16 protein-coding genes are annotated in these 16,321 nt (G+C 69.0%); 10 read left to right on the forward strand and 6 right to left on the reverse strand.

Annotated features, from left to right (window positions below; all coding sequences use genetic code 11):
* Nucleotides 1–245: 245 nt before the first annotated feature.
* A complete protein-coding gene (locus tag K4B79_RS23715) occupies nucleotides 246–1,499 on the forward strand; it encodes a GNAT family N-acetyltransferase (protein ID WP_232028908.1) in 1,254 nt (417 codons plus the stop codon).
* Nucleotides 1,500–1,689: 190 nt separating this feature from the next.
* Here the strand turns inward: K4B79_RS23715 and K4B79_RS23720 are convergent, their stop codons facing one another.
* Entirely contained in the window at nucleotides 1,690–1,875 is a 186-nt protein-coding gene (locus tag K4B79_RS23720) for a hypothetical protein (RefSeq protein ID WP_232028909.1), read from the reverse strand.
* Nucleotides 1,876–2,064: 189 nt separating this feature from the next.
* Here K4B79_RS23720 and K4B79_RS23725 point away from each other — a divergent pair, with 189 nt between their 5' ends.
* Nucleotides 2,065–2,985, forward strand: a complete 921-nt coding sequence (locus K4B79_RS23725) for a winged helix-turn-helix domain-containing protein (protein WP_232028910.1) — start codon at nucleotides 2,065–2,067, stop codon at nucleotides 2,983–2,985.
* Between the two features lie 39 nt (nucleotides 2,986–3,024).
* Here K4B79_RS23725 and K4B79_RS23730 read toward each other — a convergent pair whose 3' ends face one another.
* Nucleotides 3,025–3,213, reverse strand: coding sequence for a hypothetical protein (locus tag K4B79_RS23730; RefSeq protein WP_232028911.1), 189 nt, complete (start codon nucleotides 3,211–3,213; stop codon nucleotides 3,025–3,027).
* 204 nt (nucleotides 3,214–3,417) lie between these two features.
* Between K4B79_RS23730 and K4B79_RS23735 the strand changes: the two genes are divergently transcribed.
* From K4B79_RS23735 to K4B79_RS23745, 3 genes are read left to right on the forward strand one after another with little or no spacing between them, the layout of a single operon-like run.
* Complete coding sequence (locus tag K4B79_RS23735) at nucleotides 3,418–4,302, forward strand: GntR family transcriptional regulator (protein ID WP_232028912.1); 885 nt, start codon at nucleotides 3,418–3,420, stop codon at nucleotides 4,300–4,302.
* A gap of 29 nt (nucleotides 4,303–4,331) precedes the next feature.
* Nucleotides 4,332–5,045 (forward strand): HAD family hydrolase, encoded by a 714-nt coding sequence (locus K4B79_RS23740; protein ID WP_308280482.1) that lies wholly within the window; start codon nucleotides 4,332–4,334, stop codon nucleotides 5,043–5,045.
* Nucleotides 5,046–5,100: 55 nt separating this feature from the next.
* Nucleotides 5,101–5,967, forward strand: coding sequence for a winged helix-turn-helix domain-containing protein (locus K4B79_RS23745; protein WP_308280483.1), 867 nt, complete (start codon nucleotides 5,101–5,103; stop codon nucleotides 5,965–5,967).
* A 3-nt stretch (nucleotides 5,968–5,970) separates the two neighbouring features.
* Here the strand turns inward: K4B79_RS23745 and K4B79_RS23750 are convergent, their stop codons facing one another.
* Nucleotides 5,971–6,150: a hypothetical protein gene (locus K4B79_RS23750; RefSeq protein ID WP_232028915.1), complete on the reverse strand. Its 180-nt coding sequence runs from the start codon at nucleotides 6,148–6,150 to the stop codon at nucleotides 5,971–5,973.
* Nucleotides 6,151–6,325: 175 nt separating this feature from the next.
* On the opposite strand from K4B79_RS23750, the gene K4B79_RS23755 reads away from it, so the two are divergent.
* Entirely contained in the window at nucleotides 6,326–7,243 is a 918-nt protein-coding gene (locus K4B79_RS23755) for a winged helix-turn-helix domain-containing protein (RefSeq protein WP_232029405.1), read from the forward strand.
* Here K4B79_RS23755 and K4B79_RS23760 read toward each other — a convergent pair.
* Nucleotides 7,185–7,976: an HAD family hydrolase gene (locus K4B79_RS23760; RefSeq protein WP_232028916.1), complete on the reverse strand. Its 792-nt coding sequence runs from the start codon at nucleotides 7,974–7,976 to the stop codon at nucleotides 7,185–7,187. The two genes, K4B79_RS23755 and K4B79_RS23760, sit on opposite strands and share 59 nt — an antisense overlap.
* Nucleotides 7,977–8,305: 329 nt before the next feature.
* Between K4B79_RS23760 and K4B79_RS23765 the strand changes: the two genes are divergently transcribed.
* The gene (locus K4B79_RS23765; RefSeq protein WP_232028917.1) at nucleotides 8,306–9,286 is read left to right on the forward strand and encodes an aminoglycoside phosphotransferase family protein; all 981 of its coding nucleotides are present in this window, start codon (nucleotides 8,306–8,308) and stop codon (nucleotides 9,284–9,286) included.
* Nucleotides 9,287–9,406: 120 nt separating this feature from the next.
* Nucleotides 9,407–11,578: a phosphotransferase family protein gene (locus K4B79_RS23770; RefSeq protein ID WP_232028918.1), complete on the forward strand. Its 2,172-nt coding sequence runs from the start codon at nucleotides 9,407–9,409 to the stop codon at nucleotides 11,576–11,578.
* A 24-nt stretch (nucleotides 11,579–11,602) separates the two neighbouring features.
* Here K4B79_RS23770 and K4B79_RS23775 read toward each other — a convergent pair whose 3' ends face one another.
* Nucleotides 11,603–12,565 (reverse strand): zinc-binding dehydrogenase, encoded by a 963-nt coding sequence (locus K4B79_RS23775; RefSeq protein WP_232028919.1) that lies wholly within the window; start codon nucleotides 12,563–12,565, stop codon nucleotides 11,603–11,605.
* A 133-nt stretch (nucleotides 12,566–12,698) separates the two neighbouring features.
* On the opposite strand from K4B79_RS23775, the gene K4B79_RS23780 reads away from it, so the two are divergent.
* Together K4B79_RS23780 and K4B79_RS23785 are read left to right on the forward strand one after the other, a co-directional pair.
* Nucleotides 12,699–13,328: a TetR/AcrR family transcriptional regulator gene (locus K4B79_RS23780; RefSeq protein ID WP_232028920.1), complete on the forward strand. Its 630-nt coding sequence runs from the start codon at nucleotides 12,699–12,701 to the stop codon at nucleotides 13,326–13,328.
* Between the two features lie 41 nt (nucleotides 13,329–13,369).
* Complete coding sequence (locus tag K4B79_RS23785) at nucleotides 13,370–15,400, forward strand: HelD family protein (protein WP_232028921.1); 2,031 nt, start codon at nucleotides 13,370–13,372, stop codon at nucleotides 15,398–15,400.
* 34 nt (nucleotides 15,401–15,434) lie between these two features.
* Here K4B79_RS23785 and K4B79_RS23790 read toward each other — a convergent pair whose 3' ends face one another.
* Nucleotides 15,435–16,277, reverse strand: a complete 843-nt coding sequence (locus tag K4B79_RS23790; protein WP_232028922.1) for a nitroreductase/quinone reductase family protein — start codon at nucleotides 16,275–16,277, stop codon at nucleotides 15,435–15,437.
* Nucleotides 16,278–16,321 lie beyond the last annotated feature (44 nt).

Consider the following 16,321-nt stretch of genomic DNA (forward strand, 5'->3'; position numbering starts at 1 on the left):
ACGGCGGTAAGGGGACGGGGCGGGGGGTGTCCGCCCGCAGCGGCCGGCGTCCGACACGCAGGACCTCTTGCCGGAACAGTTCCGCCGGACCGAGGACGGAGACCCCCCGCCCCGGCCCCGACCCACCCCACAACCGTGGGCGCTACGCACGCCCCCACCGGAGCCGCACAGCGCGCCGCAGGCATCCGCACGCCCGCCACGGAAATCCTCGCGACACCCACCAGCCGCCCGCCTACCGTGACCTCATGACCCGCCCGCACGCTGACACCGACATCCGCCCGATCACCGAACCCGAGCTCGGAGACTGGCTGCGAGCAGTGAACACCGGCTTCCTGCGCGCGCCGACCGTCCCGGACAGCGAACTGGAGAGCCGCCGGGGACAGTTCGAGCCCGGCCGTTTCATCGGCGCCTTCGACAGCGGCCGCTGCGTCGCGACCTTCCGGTCGTTCGCCCAGCAGGTCACGGCCGTGGGCGGCGCCGCAGTGCAGGCCGACGCCATCACCGGCGTCACCGTCACCGCCACGCACCGCCGCCGCGGCATCCTCACCCGCATGATGGCCCAGGACCTGGCCGCCGCGAAGGAACGCGGAGACGTGGTCGCGACGCTGATCGCCGCCGAGTACCCGATCTACGGCCGCTACGGCTTCGGCCCCGCCACCTGGATGACCGAGTGGGCCATCGACGTCCCCCGCACCGGCCTCGACCGCCGCAGCCCCACCCCGGACGACGGCGGCCGCATCGACCTCGTGGACGGCGAGGACGTACGCAAACTCGGCCCCGACCTGCACGACAAGGTGCGACGCGCCCAGCCGGGCGCGGTCAGCCGCGACGAGATGTGGTGGAAGCTCAACACCGGCGTCGTACGGTACGACCCGACATGGACCGAGCCGTTCTACGCGGTGTACCGCTCGGCGGACGGCGAGGTACAGGGGCTCGTCGCGTACAAGTCGGACGACAACTGGCACGACAAGCAGCCGCACAACACGGCGACCGTCCACTGGCTGATCGCGTCGACCCCGGCCGCGGAACGCGCCCTGTGGCACTACCTCTGCTCGATCGACTGGATCACGCGGGTGAAGAGCGGCTGGCGTTCCCCGGACGACCTGCTCCCGCTCTACCTGCCGGACCCGAGAGCGGCCAGGATCACCGCGCAGGCGGACTGGCTGTGGGTGCGGATCCTGGACGTCGCACGGGCGCTGGAGGCGCGGACGTACGCGGGGGAGGGGGCCCTGGTGCTGGAGGTGGCCGACAGGAACGGGCTGACCGCCGGACGGTACCGGCTGGAGGCGTCCGAGGAGGGCGGCTCAGTGACGCCGACGACGGCGTCCGCGGACCTCACCCTGGACGTGGCCGACCTGGCGGCCCTGTGGCTGGGCGACGAGTCGGCCGAGCGGCTGACGGCGCTGGGCCGGGTCCGGGAAGAACGAGCGGGCGCCGCCCGGTCGGCCGACGCCCTGCTGCGTACGTCCAGGCGACCGTGGTGCCCGGACATGTTCTGACCCCCTTCCTGCCGACATCAGTAACTGCTCTGAACTGCCTTGCTGCTTCGCATCCGTAGCGAGCTGTTCAGTTGTGGCTGTACTGACTGCTACCGGTATTCAGTTGTGGCTGTGCGGATTCATGACCCATGTTCAGTTGTGGCTGTGCGGACCGACCGGGCTCCCGGCTCCCCTCCGGAAGGGAGCCCGATCAGCCGGACTGGGCGAGCAGCATCACGAGGATGACCGCACCGATACCGCCGATCGCGATGTTCTTCGCCTTGACGCCGACGGTCAGGGCGACGAAGGCGACGATGCCCATCGCACCCCACTTCCACTGGACGAGCGCTTCGAAGCCGACGGCAAGGGCGGCGATGGCGAGGGCGATGATCGGCATGCGGTCCCTCCTTCGGGACGGTCCCCCAACGGGACGTGGTCCCCGCCGGTCACCAGAACGGCCAACCTTGCGGAAGTTTGACCATGTTGCTCAAGTTGGCGACCAACTTCACAGTACTTATCTCCGCTTGGATGCGGCTCATAACCACCTTCCACTGAACTGCCGAAAGATGGCGGGAAGTTGTAGTGTTTGGTTGTGGACCCCAAACACGCCGCCGTCAATGGGCGGAGGAGGGCACAGCAGCCACACAAGTCACACCGTGACGTGGCCGACGAACTGCGCGCCCGCATCCGCTCCGGGCAGCTGCGACCGGGCCAGCGCATGCCCACACAGGCCAAGCTGGCCGACGAGTTCGGGGTGGAGCGGGGAGTCGTACGGCAGGCACTGCACATCCTGCAGTCCGAGCACCTGTTGACCAACGTATCCAAGGGAAGCCCCGCGACCGTGGCTCCCGACCCATCCCTGACCAGGCCTTTGGCCGGCCCCGCCGCACCCCCGCTGCCCACCACCGTCGCCCTCGCGCCGCGCATCGAGTCCGCCTTCGCGGCTTCGCAGGTCGAGATCGACGCCCTGTGCCTGACCTCGGTCTCCCTCACGCTCGCCATCGGTGAACCGCTGCGCCAGATCCACGTAGGGCGACTGAAACCGGCCAAGATCGACGTCAGGGTGCTGCTGCCGAGCCGGGACATCGACCTTGCCTTCCCGGTGGCCGTCGACGGCCGCGCCGAGCACGACGCCCCGGTCCACGACCGCTGGCTGGCCCAGCGCAACGCCCAGGGCCAGGTGCTCAAGCACAACCTGCTGGCCCTCCGCGCCACCCACGGGATCGACGTGCGGGTCTCCTTCCGCGCCCTGCCCTTCACCCCACCCGTGAAGCTGTATCTGCTCAACGGTGTGGAGGCGCTGTTCGCGTACTACACGCTGTCGCGCCAGGAGGCGGAGATCGACCACGAGAGCCTGGAGATGTACGACGCCACGGGCGCCCTGTCGATGCTGTTCGCCTTCGAGCAGGGGGCCGGGCTGCGGGACACGACGTTCGTCGAGCAGTCCCACCTGTGGTTCAACGCACTGTGGGAGACGATCAGTTCGGAGCTGACGCTCACGACCTGAGGTCTCCCACAGCAACGGTGACGGGGCGGGGCCGTCGACTCACAGGGCGGGCCCCGCGACGAGCAGGGCGAGCATGACCGCTCCGACGGAGCTGACGGCCGGGCTCTTGGCCTTGATGCCGATGGTGAGCAGCAGCAGGCCGACGACGCCGGCGGCGCCGTACTTCCACTGGACGGTCTGCTCGATACCGACGACGAAGATGGCGGCGAGGAGGGCGAGAGCAGGCACGGTGGTTCCCCCTTCGGTCGTGCCGGGCGAGGCGGTGCGAGGCGGTGCGAGGCGGGCGTGGGGGGTCATGATGGTTCGGATGAGGCAAACCTTTGGCCAACTAGGCCAAGTTGGCAACCAACTCACTGATAGTTGTCCCCACTTGGCTGATGTTTCAAAACAACTTTCAAACAACTCCACATAGATGGATGGAAGTTGTAGCGTTTGGTCGTGACCCAGGAGAACGTGGCAGTGAACGGCAGCAGAAGACTCTCGCCCCAGGAGATCGCCGACACCCTGCGGGAACGCATTCGCGTGGGCGACCTCAAGGCGGGAGACCGCCTGCCCACCCAGGCCGAACTCGCCGAGGAGTTCGGGGTCGAACGCGGCACCGTCCGCCAAGCTCTCCGCGCGCTCCAGGAGGACGGCCTCCTCAGCAACGTCAGCAAGGGCAGCCCCCCGAGGATCGCCGAACCCCCGCGCACCGGCCGCGCGGAGGAGCCCCAGCCGACGATGGTCGGCCTGGCCCCCCGCCTGGTCGAGGCCTTCGCCGTTCCCCACGTCCGCGTGGACGCGGCCTGCCTGACGGCCGAGACACTGATGCTGGCCCTGGGTGAGCCCATCCGCCACATTCACGAGGGCCGCATACGCCCCGACTCCATCGACGTCCGCATCCTGCTGCCGTCCCGCGACATCTCCCTCGCCTTCCCGGTCCCCGTCGACGGCCGCGGCGACGACGACCCGGTCCACCAGCGCTGGCTCGACATGCGCAACGCCCAGTCCCATGTCCTGCGCCACAACCTCCGCGCCCTGCGCTCCTCCCACGGCGTCGACGTCCGTGTCACGTTCCGCGCCCTGCCGTTCACCCCACCGGTGAAGCTCTACCTCCTCAACGGCGAAGAGGCCCTCATCGCCTACTACATGGTCACCCGCCGCGAAGAGCCCTCCGACTCCGGCACCCTCGACATGTACGACGTCCTCGGCACCGAATCCCTCCTCTTCTCCTTCGAACACGGAGCAGGCCAGCGCGACGCCGCGTTCGTGGAGCAATCGCAGATGTGGTTCGACGCCCTCTGGGAAACCATCACGACGGACCTGACACTCTCCTAGTGACTCCTGATACGACGCACACTGGTTCGGTGACATCAGAGATCGAGGCACTTCGGGGACTGATCGAAGGTGCCCGAGTCGTGCTCTGGGACTTCGACGGCCCGATCTGCACGCTGTTCGCGGGGCACCCCTCGGAGAAGATGGCTGCCGGATTTGTGCACTGGCTCGACCGGATCGGCCTGGGAGACCTGCTGACGGAGACCGAGCGGAAGTACACGGACCCGCAGGCGGTGCTGCACGCGGTCAACCGCAGACGCCCCGGCAGCGACCTCGTGGTCGAGATGGAGAAACGTCTCACCGAGGAGGAGCTGAAGGCCGTGTCCACCGCGATGCCGACGCCGTTCGCAGATCCTCTGATCCGTACCTGGCAAGCTGTGGGCTCCCGTCTGGCCATCACCACCAACAACTCGCCGCAGGTGGTCCGCGCATACCTGGAGGACCGCGGCATGCTGTCCTGCTTCGCCCCGCACATCTACGGCCGCACCCAGGACCTCAGTCTCCTCAAGCCGGACCCGCACTGTCTCAACCGCGCGTTGAGCGCCGTGGGCGCCGCCCCGTCGGACGCCCTGATGATCGGTGACGCGCCCTCCGACTACTCGGCCGCGGTGGAGGCGGAGGTTCCCTTCCTCGGCTACGCGCGTAACGCGGCCAAACAGGAGGAACTACGGGAGGCGGGCGTCGAGGTGCTGGTCGGATCGCTGCAACCGCTGCTTCGACTGCTGTGGCGCAGCCGGCGGGCCTGACCGGTCGACCGTACCGACTGGTTTGTCGTAGGCCTGTCCGCGGTAGGTACGCCGTGTGCAGGCTGAGGGGCACACCGATCCTCACGAATTCCAGCGGATCGCCGACGAGTTGCGCGGTCGCATGGCCGACGGAACGTACCCGCTGCGGTCCTTCCTGCCGTCACAGCGTGATCTGGCCGAGGAACTCGGGGTGTCCCGGGACACCGTGCAGCGGGTACTGCGCGAGCTGGCCGGCGAGGGGTGGATCGAGTCGCGCCAGGGCAGCGGGTCGAGGGTGGTCAAGACCCAGCGCATCCAGTCCCCGGCACCCAGGGCCACCAGGTCGCGACACGGCCTGAGGCTGGGGTCGCTCATCAGTGAGGCGTTCGAACATCCCGAAGTCACGGTGGATGTCTACACGTTGACCTCGCAGACCCTGGACGTGCACATCCGGCTGCAGGTCGAACGCATCCACGGCGGCTACACAGCACCGCAGCGCATCGCCCTGCGCATGCTCCTTCCCGACGCCTCACTGCCCATGCCGTACCCGCGCGCCAAGGACGACCAGCACGACCCACGCCTCAGGGAGCGCCTGCGGGTCATCACCGAGCGGCACACGGCGTCGCTTCTGAGCGCACTGAACGATCTGCGGACCGAAGGCCTCGTGCCCTCCGTCGACGTGCAGATCCGTCACGCTCCGCTGACGCCGGCCTTCAAGCTCTACCTGTTCAACGCCAGCGAGGCGCTGCACGGTGCGTACGAAGTGATCGAGCGCAAGATCATGCTGGACTCCGACGAAGAGATCACCGCCCTCGACGTCCTGGGCCTGGGCGCCACACTGACGCACCACGTGGCGGACCACGACCCGAACTCCTCGGGCTCCGTCTTCGTGGAGAGCATGCAGAAATGGTTCGACTCGGTGTGGAACCTGCTCGCCGAGTAGGTCTCAGGCCAGCGTCGTGAGCAGGACGAGCACGGTGGCTCCCAAGAACGCGCTCTTCGTATGACCTGCCTTGATGCCGTAGCCGAGCATCAAGAGGGCGATGACAACGAGTATGCCGTGAGGGGTCTCGATCAGCTGGTCCGCGCCCAGGTTGAAGGCGGCGATCAGCCAGCGAAGGTTCATGGGTGTCCTCCTGCTGCCACTTTCGGGGAAGCGATCAACTAGCGGTCCAATTGGACTGCTTGACGTAATTGGTTGATGCCCTGATCGGTTGATCCCTTAACCGGCAGTCAAGTTGGACCGGCAAATCTGACTGGAAGCGGGTTTGTCCGGCCGCCTCGAGAGGTACGGTCGCGGTGTGAGCGGCGTACATGGCGGTGACGGAAGCGGCAGGGAGTTCGATCGTGTCGCCGATGAACTGCGCTCTCGTATGGCCGAAGGGGTGTACCCCGTGAGGTCGATGCTTCCGGCCCAGCGGGAACTGGCGCAGGAGTTCGGGGTCTCCCGGGACACCGTTCAGCGTGTGATCAGGGAGCTGCGCGAGGAAGGCTGGATCGAGTCACGGCAGGGCAGCGGTTCGCGTGTGGTGCGCACCCAGGTGGTCCATTCGCCGAAGAGCAGCGAACGGCCGGACCGTACCGTCACGTTGGGACCACTCATCAGCCGGGCCTTCGAGCAGGACGAGGTGACGCTGGACGTCTTCACGCTGTCGTCGGAATCCCTGGACACCCATATCCGGGTACAGGCGGAACGGATCCAGAACGGGCTGATCGCTCCCCGGCGCCTCGCTCTGCGGATGCTGCTTCCTGACGAATCCCTCCCGTTCCCCTACTGGCGGACCGCGGACGGCGTGCACGACCAGCAGCTGAAGGACCGGTTCCTGGGCATCATGCGCCGGCACACCGCGGGACTGCGGGAGAAGCTGAACGACCTTCAGAGCATCGGGCTCGTGCCCACGGTGAAGTTCGAGGTCCGGCACGTGCCGCTCGTACCGTCTCTCAAGATCTACCTCGTCAACCAGACGGAATTGCTGTTCGGCCCCTACAAGGTGTTCAAGCGGCCCATCACCCTGGGTGAGGAGGAGATCGAGGCGACCGATGTGTTCGGCAGGGACGCCGGGCTCACCCACCACGTCAAGGAGGATGACCTCAACTCCCAGGAATCCGTACTGGTCGATCAGTGGCAGGCCTGGTTTGATTCCAACTGGGAGTTCCTCGCTACTGAAAAGTCTGAGGCGATTCCTGGCGGGCGGCGAGGATTTCCCGCGCGGCCTTGATGACGGGCCGATGTGAGGAGACCACGGCGTCGGCACCTTCCTCCCTCATCTGCTCGGCCCGGAACGGTTTGTGGGTGTAGCCGAGAAAACGGGTTCCGGCCGATCGTGCGGCTTCGAGGTCGGAGGGCTTGTCTCCTACCAGAAGGCATTCAGAGGCGTCGAGGGAGAGTTTCTCGATGGCACGCCGCACACAATGGGGCGAGGGTTTCATCAGGCGTGCGTCTTCGGGATCCCTGCCGAACACGCCGTCGAATTTCTGGCCCAGCAGGATTCCGGGACGGTCGAGGAACACCCGAATCGGGTCCTCGGCGTTGTTGCTGACGATGGCGAGGTGAACGCCCAGTTCGGACAGGACGTCCACGAGAGCGGCGATGTCCTGTGCCGGTACCGCGGTCCTTGCGGCCTCGTCCTCCGCCCGCGCCACGATGTCCTCGGCGGCCTTGAGTGGCATGGGGCTGAGGCCGTTCGGGTCTGCTTCCCACATGACCCTGAGGAGCCGGAGGATGTCGTGCGAGTCGTCGCAGCGTTCGACCCGCGGAGCGAGGAAGCCCCAATGACCTCGCGCGACCTTCTTGATCTGCTCCGCGATGCTCTTCGTGGGCGGGGCTCCGGAAGGGTCTCTGGGCAGGCGCCCGAAGAGAGCGCACATGGGCCCGTCGAAGTCGAAGAGGACTGCCCTTGCCCGACCGAGAAGGCTCGCCAGGGAATCCCGGTCAATCATCGCGCCACCCAACGGGCCTCCTTGAGGTCGAGGCGACAGTGTGACTCACCGTCGGGTTCGATCGCCAGCGCTTGCGGCCGGTTCACACTCAGGAGTCGAGCCGCTCGTTCGCCTGTACGGCGGTTGGACCAGGCAGGCGACCGGCGCGTCCAATACACGGGTTCTCCACCGAAGCTTGATTCCTGAGTAGTAGGGTGCGTGCCCTCGCCTCCATCGGCTCGACCGGAACGGCCTGAAAACAGCGCATGACATCGCCCTCGATCCCTGACAGTCGGCCGCAGGTCGATCAGCTGAGCGATGATGCGCGTCCGGTGAGGCGCCCGCTCAAGGGGAACCATCATGTGCTGCACTTGCTGCCCCTGACGGACAGGACATGGGTCAAGTGCCGTGAGCCGCGCGCGGAGATCCTGTGGCTCGATCGCAGGTGCTTCACGTCGGAGGAGGAGCTGCTCCGGGCGCTGAAGGAGCACAAGATCGTGTGCGTACCCGACGTCGTGGGCGTCGGTGACACGGATTTCCAGCGGTTCATCGAAGGACGGACCCTTCCTCTGCGGCGCTGGTGGTCGAGCGGGCAGGTGTCGGACGCGGTCTTCGACCAGATCGTCGACCTGTTTCGGGAGATGACCCGGATCAGACCGGGGATGCTCGCGGCCAAGCGCCGATGTGAGCCGGAGGACCGTCCCGAGGACGGCGATACGGACGGCTTCCTGGAACGTTTGATCGTCTTCATGGAGGACCAGGTCTACGACCGGAACCGTCCGCAGTTCGAGGGTCTTTTCGCGGACCTGGGTGTGACCGACGAATCGTTCACCCTGCTGAGGAAGAGCGTTTCCGGTCTGACATCCCGTCCGTTCTGCCTGTTGCACGCGGATCTCCACCGTAAGAACCTCATCGTCGATCCGCGCGGTCAACTCTGGGTCATCGACTGGGAATTGGCGATGCTCGGCGACCCTCTCTACGACCTCGCGACCCACCTTTACCTGATGCGATATCCGGACCCGCAGGAGAGGCGGATGGTCCAGGAATGGCGCAGGGTCGTCGAGCGCGCTCTTCCGACCGGATCCCGCGGCTGGGAAAATGACCTGAGCCGGATCCTCGACTTCAAAAGAGCACAGTCGGTTTTCACCGACGTCATTCGCGTGTCGTTGAAATTGAGCCAGAACGAGGATTTCAACTGGGCCGGCCTTCCTCTCGCCGCCGGTAAACTGCATCGGATCCTGACGGCGGCGGCGCGGCCGTTGGGGCTGGAGGCGGTGCCGACCCACGCACAGATCATGGCGGCACTCGTCCGCCGGCACCGGGAGACAGGCGCGGCCGGATGAACACCTCTGACGCTTCGTAGTCGCGGGTTGGCGGTGTGTGCAACAAAGCGCCGCACGGGTGCAGTAGGTTCCTCTTCCCGAGTCCGGCTTCGGCGACTGTCCGACCACCAGGAGCGGCCTGTGAGCGCACGGCCTGTTTCCCGTCCCGCCCGCCCCGTGCGACTGGAGCCCGCGGCGAGTGACGAGATCCTCCGGCTCTCGCGACGGCACAGCGAGATCGGCGGAGGACACCACAACACGAACCACGTGTGGAAGGTGACCCCCTCTCTGGCCCCGCTGCTCTGTCTGGAGCCCGGCGCGAAGGTGGTGGTGAGGGTCCGCAAGGCCGACGTACTGCCCGTGGTCGTCAGGACCTTCGTCGACGAGGGCGCGATTCTCCGGAGCCTGCGGGAGGTTCAGCCGAGCGCCCCCCAGTGCCTGGCGGAGGGACGCGGCTTCGTGATCCACAGCTATGTGGAGGGCCGACCGCTCTCGGACCACTCCGAGAATCACAAGCCCGTCGACTCCCTGCACATCGAGGCAGTGGTGAACCGGCTGACCGAGACCAACAGGGTGAAGGCACAGGCGCTGCCCCCGCTGCCGTCGGGCTGGCCCCGAGCGGATGACAGCCAGGAGTTCTGGAGGCTGGTGACAGGCCTCGCGGAGTGGGGGATCAGGCGGCCCCACTGGGCCGAGTTCGGGAGGCTGCTCACCGAACTCGGCGTCCCCGCCGACGCTCTCGTCCGGCTGCGCGAGCGCGTGCCCGCGTTGCGGTCTCGGCCCTTCGGTCTGGTCCACGGCGATCTGCACCGCGAGAACCTGATCGTCTCGGAGGGAGCCGATACGCCCCTCGCCTGCATCGACTGGGAACTGGCGACCTACGGCGACCCTCTGTACGACCTCTCCACCCATCTCGTGCGGATGCGGTACCCCAGCCATCAGTGGGACGAGGTGATCGAGGCCTGGGCGACGGCGGCCCTGGAACGAATAGGGCCTGCCGCGGTCGAGGGGCTGGCCGAGGACCTGCCCCACTACATCGCCTTCGAGCGGGCGCAGTCCGTCTTCCCGGACGTCATGCGCGCTGCCCACGACCTGGGTTCCTCGTCCGACGAGCGAAGCCTGAACGAGGCGACGGCATCGGTACGCCGCGCCCTGGAGGCGGCCGAGGAACCGCTCCAGCTGCCGAGCGTGCGGAGCACGTCCGAAATCGAGCAGATCCTGTTCCGCTGGTGGGCGGGGCGCCCCCTCGCGCCGGCGGGCCGTCGTACCACCCGTGTCCGGAAGATCGACTGGCAGCCGGACCGTCGTCTTCCGGAGCGCCCCGAATTCCCGCACACCGCGGTGCCGTTCGCCCTCGCCGCCGAGGGCGCGACACCCGCCCACCGCTTCATCGAAGGTACGGCGCACCGCAACTCCGTCATGTGGCCCGCGGAGTTCCCCGCTCCCGTCGTGATGCGGCGCGCCTCGGCGAAGGCGGACCGGCGGGAGCGGCGCCACCTCCAGGAGTGGGCCGTGCTCCGGGCCATCGAGCAGTCGGGCGCCAGAGTGGCGGCACCGACGATTCTCGCCCAGGGCAGCAGCTACGGCGGTGAGCCGTTCGCCATCCACACCTACGCCGGCGAGCCCGACCTGGACCTACCGCCCCGCCATCCGGTGGACGGTCTGCTTCCCCGCGAGACGGACGCGCTCGTCGACCAGCTCTGTGAGTTGGCCAGGGTGGACCACCGCCGACTCGATCCGGCGGCCGGCGAGAGGGACTTCTTCGCCCTGCTGTGCGCGGAACTCGTACGGCTGGTACGCGAGTTGCCGGAGAGCTCGCTGCGCATGGCAGTGCTCCTGGGTCTGCCGGAAGCCGACCGGCTCGGTGAGATCCTGGCCGACCGGCGGGTGACGCGACGGGCTCCGGCCCTGTTGCACGGCGACCTGCACCCGTGGAACCTCGTGCGGCGCGACGACGACCTGCTGCTGACCCTCATCGACTGGGAGAGGGCACTCGTCGGCGACCCGCTCTACGACCTGGCCCGGCACCTGTACCTCACCCGGGCCGCGCCCGAGACGCGTATGCGCATGTTCAGCCGATGGGCTTCGAAGCTGGACCCGGTGTACACCCGCGACCACCTGAGGGACTACGACGTCTACCACGGACTCGAGTTCGTGCGGTCGGCATACGTCGACCTCGATCGCCAGGTGACCGGGGCGGGGCGGGCGGCTCCCAACGTCCAGCGGGCCTTGGCTCTGAACTCGTACCAGAGCACACTGGGGGTGGCCCTGCGCGTGCTCGGTCTGTCAGCCCGCCCCAGGGCGCTCGCCTGAGCGGTCGCGCGAACAGCGATCCGCTCAGGGTTCCAGCAGCACTTTCCCCACCAGCCCCCGCCCCTCCACCGCCGCATGCGCCTCCCCCGCCCGCTCCAGCGGAAACACCTTCCCGATCACCGCCCGCATCCGCCCCGAGGCCGCCTCTTCCAGCGCGTACGCCCTGAGGCGCTGGGCGTCGGCGGGGGTGAACTGCACATGCTCGATGCCGAACAGCTTGATGCCCCGGCGTGCCGCTTCGTCCGCGTCCACGGGGGCGAAGCCGCCTGTCGGGGCGCCGTGGGCCGAGAAGCGGCCGCTGTCGGCGGTGAGGGGGAAGGCGAGGGTGCCGGGTTGGCCGCCGATGCCGTCGAGGACTACGTCGGCCGCGCCGGTCAGGGCCTGGCGGGCGCGGGCCGGCCAGTCGGGGGTGCTGATGTCCACGGCGGCGGTGGCGCCCAGCTCGCGGACGAGGGCGAGTTTCTCGGCGCCGCGGGCGAGGGCCACGACCCGGGCGCCGCGGACCCGGGCCAGCTGGACGAGCAGGGTGCCCATGCCGCCCGACGCGCCGAGGATCAGCACCCGGTCGCCGGAGGTGACGGCCGTCAGCTCCAGCAGACCCGCCGCCGTCACCCCGTCGTGCACGAGGGCCGCCGCGGTCACCAGGTCCACGGCGTCCGGTACGGCCGTCACGGCGTCGATCCGGGCGACGGCCCGTGACGCGTAGCTGCCCTGGACGAAGGCGGCCACGCGCCGGCCGAGCCACTGTGCCGGGACGCCGGGGCCGAGGCCGATGACCGTGCCGGAGACGCCGCCGCCCGGGATGTAGGGAGGGGTGACGGGGAAGTAGTCGCGGCCCCAGCCGGCCCGGATCTGGGTCTCGACGTAGATCGTGTCGGCGTGGGCGACGTCGACGAGTACCTCGCCGGGGCCGGGGACCGGGTCCGGCAGGTCGACCGGGACCAGGACCTCCGGGCCGCCGAACTCCTTCACCTGTGCTGCTCGCATGACATGCCCCCACCGCTCGGTTCGAGTGATTGCGAGTAATTTCGAGTAATTCGGATGCGCGTGCATGCAGTCTTCGACCTCAAGCAGGGTTGAGGTCAAGGCGGGGTGGCGAGAGCTGCGTAGGCTCACAGGCATGGCTGAGATCGGGCTGCGCGAGCGCAAGAAGCAGCGGATGTACGAGGTCGTGTCGGAGATCGCGATCGGGTTGTTCCTGGAGAGGGGCTTCGACGCCGTCTCCGTGGCCGAGGTGGCGGCCACCGCCGAGATCTCGAAGCCGACCCTCTTCCGGTACTTCCCGGCCAAGGAGGACCTCGTGCTGTACCGGTTCGCCGATCATGAGGACGAGGCTGCGCGGGTGGTGCGCGGGTCGGCGGAGGCACCGTTGCGGGCGTTGCGGCGGCGGTTCCTGGAGGGGCTGGCGGAGGGGGACCCGGTCACCGGGCTGAACGACCATCCCGGGGTGCTCGCCTTTCATTCGCTGCTGTACGGCACTCCCGCGCTGGTGGCACGGCTGTACGGCTACCTGGAGCGGTCGGAGGCCGCGTTGGCCGAGGCGCTCGGTGGAGGACTGGAGGCGCGGCTGGCCGCCGGGCAGATCATCGCCGTACAGCGGATTCTCGCCGAGGAGAACTGGCGGCGGATCGCGGAGGGGGAGTCGGTGGAGGAGGTGCGGGGGGATGCCGAGGCGGCGGCGCGGCGGGCCTTCGGGCTGTTGGAGGCGGGGCTGCCGTATCTGGGGGAAGACGTGGGTGTGACTGAGTAAATTATTTAACTCGGTAACGTCATTCCGGTACCCTTCCTGGAATGACGTCAGCACTTCAGGAAGCCCTCCACCGCGAACGTGCCCACCACGACCTCTGCCGCGCCGCCCTCGCCGCCATGGTCGACGGCGCCCAGGAACACGTCGTGACCGGCGAGGACGTCTCCGCCTCCGGTGCCGATGCCGAGGTGCTCGGGTACCGGCTGCGGAGCCGGGCCAAGGAGATGCGGGAGCTGCCCCGAGGGCCGTTGTTCTTCGGGCGGTTGGACTTCACGGACGACGCCGGGGACCACTCCGGGCAGAGCTATCACGTGGGGCGGTTGCGGATCAGTGAGCATCCGGCCGCCGCGCCACTGGTCGTGGACTGGCGTGCGCCCGTCTCCCGCGCCTTCTACCAGGCCAGTGCCCGGGATCCGCAGGGCGTGGCCGTGCGGCGGCGGTTCGGGTGGGCGCCCGGCAGCCGCGGGGACTCCGCCGACCTGACCGGGATGGAGGACGAGCATCTCGCGCGGGGGGAGTCGCGCGTCAGCGGCATCGTCGCCCAGGAGATCGAGCGGCCCCGGGTCGGCCCCATGCGGGACATCGCCGCGACCATCCAGCCCGAGCAGGACGATCTCGTACGAGGCGACCTGGGCCTGTCCGTCTGTGTGCAGGGCGCTCCGGGCACCGGGAAGACCGCCGTCGGACTGCACCGGGCCGCCTACCTGCTCTACACCCACCCGCAGCGCATCCGCCGCGGGGGACTGCTCATCCTCGGCCCCAACCGCACCTTCCTGACGTACATCTCCGAGGTGCTGCCCGCCCTCGGCGAGACCGGCGTACGGCAGTCCACGCTTCAGGAGGAGATCGCGCGGCACCCGGTCAGGGGGACCGACGAGGAGCGGACCGCCGTGGTCAAGCACGACGCGCGGATGGCGGAGGTGCTGCGGCGGGCTCTGTACGCGCGCGTGTGGGACGACGGTCCGGTCGGCGCCGTCGAGGTTCCCGACGGTTCCTACCGGTGGCGGGTCGGCGTCGGGGAGCTCGCGCGGATCGTGGCGGACGTGCGTGCCGAGGAGCCGCCGTACGGTGTTGGGCGGGAGCGGGTGCGCAGCCGGGTGGTGCGCAGTGTCCAGTTGCAGGCCGAGCGGCGGGCCGGGCCGCAGAACAACGCCTGGGTGCAGCGGATCTCGCGGGCGCGGGCGGTGAAGGAGTACGTCGACGCCGTATGGCCGCGGGTGCGGCCGGAGGAAGTGGTGGCCGAACTGCTCGGCGATCCGCGGGCGTTGGCGTCCGCCGCCGACGGGGTGCTGGAGGCCGACGAGCAGAAGGCGCTGCTGTGGGCGCGGCCGCCGCGGTCGTGGAAGTCGGCGCGTTGGTCGGCCGCCGACCTGGTGCTCCTCGACGAGGTCGCCGGGCTGGTCGAGCATCCCGAGGGCTACGGCCATCTCGTCGTGGACGAGGCGCAGGACCTCTCCCCGATGGAGTGCCGGGCCATCGCGCGGCGCGCGTCCTTCGGCTCGCTCACCGTGCTCGGCGACCTGGCCCAGGGGACCACGCCGTGGGCCGCGAGGTCCTGGGACACGGTCCTGCGCCACCTGGGGAAGCCGGACGCGGCCGTGGTGCCGCTGACCGTCGGGTTCCGGGTGCCGGAGGCCGTCGTGGCGCTCGCCAACCGGCTGCTGGCGCGGCTGGACGTGGAGGTGCCGGCCGGGCGGTCCCTGCGCGGGGACGGGGAACTGCGGTTCCGGGAGGCGGCGGTGGCGGAGGTGCCGGGCGCGGTCGTGGACGCCGTACGCGATGCGCTGGCGCGCGAGGGGTCGGTCGGGGTGGTCGCGGCGGACGCGGACGTGGACCGGGTGGGCGCGGCACTCGCCGCGGCCGGAATCACCGCGGCGGGGCCGGACGAGTCGGCCGCCCGCGTGAACCTCGTGCCCGCGAGCCTGGTCAAGGGACTTGAGTACGACCATGTCGTCGCCGTCGAACCGGCCGCGATCGCGGAGGCGGAGGCGCGGGGGCTGCACCGGCTGTACGTGGTGCTGACGCGGGCGGTGTCGCGGCTGGAGGTGGTGCATGGGCGGCCGTTGCCGTTCTGAGAACGCGGGGTGGAGGCGCCGGCCGCCCCGCCCGTCAGGCGACAGTGTCGAGTAGCGGGATCAACTGCTCCTCCTCGTACGTCAGATGGGCCTCCAGCTCGGCCGTGAGGCGCTCGACCTCCGCGCGGGCGGTGGCCCGGTCGGTGTGCTCGGCGGACACGGCGCGGCGCAGGTCGTCGGCGAGGGCCGCGATCCGCTCGTGCTCCTCGCGCAGCCGTGCCAACGCGGGGGCGGCCTGCGGGTGACGGTCGGCCAGGACGGGGAACATGCCGATGTCCTCGCCGGTGTGGTGGTTGTGCAGGCCCTGGCAGAACGTCAGGCAGTTGACGCGGAGCTGGGCGCCGAGCGTCGAGGTGCCGGTGCTCATCTCCGTGCGGATCTGGGCGAGTTCGTGGCGGAAGGCGTCGTGGACGACCTTGATCGCCTCGCCGAAGGAGCCCGCGTTGATGTTCGGCGGGCCGCCCCGGGCGATCTCGTGCAGGGCGACCACGGGGATCAACCGGTCCGTCTTCTCCTGGTACTCCGCCCAGCCGGGGTCCGCCTCGACGGCCCGGGCGAACGCCTCGTCGCGTTCACTGCCCGTCAGTGCTTCGGCCCGTGCCTCGTAGGTGAACGCCCCTGTCTCCACGGTGACTTGGGGGTTCGCGAGGAGGTTGCCGTACCAGTGCGGGTGCTTCGGTGAGCCGCCCGCCGAGGCGATGACGAGGATGCGGCCGTCGCCGTCGGGGAGGTAGCCGACGGGCGTGGTGTGCGGGGTGCCGGTACGGGCGCCGGTGGTGGTGAGCAGGATCAGGCGGGCACCCTCGAACATGCCGCCCACGCGGCCCTTGTTGGCGCGGAACTCATCGATGATCGGTTCATTGAAGGGGTTGGGCACGCTGTGTTCTTCTTTCTCTCTCCGGTCGCTGGTTTCCTTCGAAG

The organism is Streptomyces lincolnensis (genome assembly GCF_021173675.1).
Lineage (GTDB): Bacteria > Actinomycetota > Actinomycetes > Streptomycetales > Streptomycetaceae > Streptomyces > Streptomyces lincolnensis_B.

Coding starts and splice junctions, on each gene's coding strand:
- K4B79_RS23750 (WP_232028915.1), bottom strand. CDS start 6,150: ATGAACCTTCGCTGGCTGATCGCCGCCTTCAACCTGGGCGCGGACCAG.
- K4B79_RS23720 (WP_232028909.1), bottom strand. CDS start 1,875: ATGCCGATCATCGCCCTCGCCATCGCCGCCCTTGCCGTCGGCTTCGAA.
- K4B79_RS23775 (WP_232028919.1), bottom strand. CDS start 12,565: ATGCGAGCAGCACAGGTGAAGGAGTTCGGCGGCCCGGAGGTCCTGGTC.
- K4B79_RS23715 (WP_232028908.1), top strand. CDS start 246: ATGACCCGCCCGCACGCTGACACCGACATCCGCCCGATCACCGAACCC.
- K4B79_RS23780 (WP_232028920.1), top strand. CDS start 12,699: ATGGCTGAGATCGGGCTGCGCGAGCGCAAGAAGCAGCGGATGTACGAG.
- K4B79_RS23785 (WP_232028921.1), top strand. CDS start 13,370: ATGACGTCAGCACTTCAGGAAGCCCTCCACCGCGAACGTGCCCACCAC.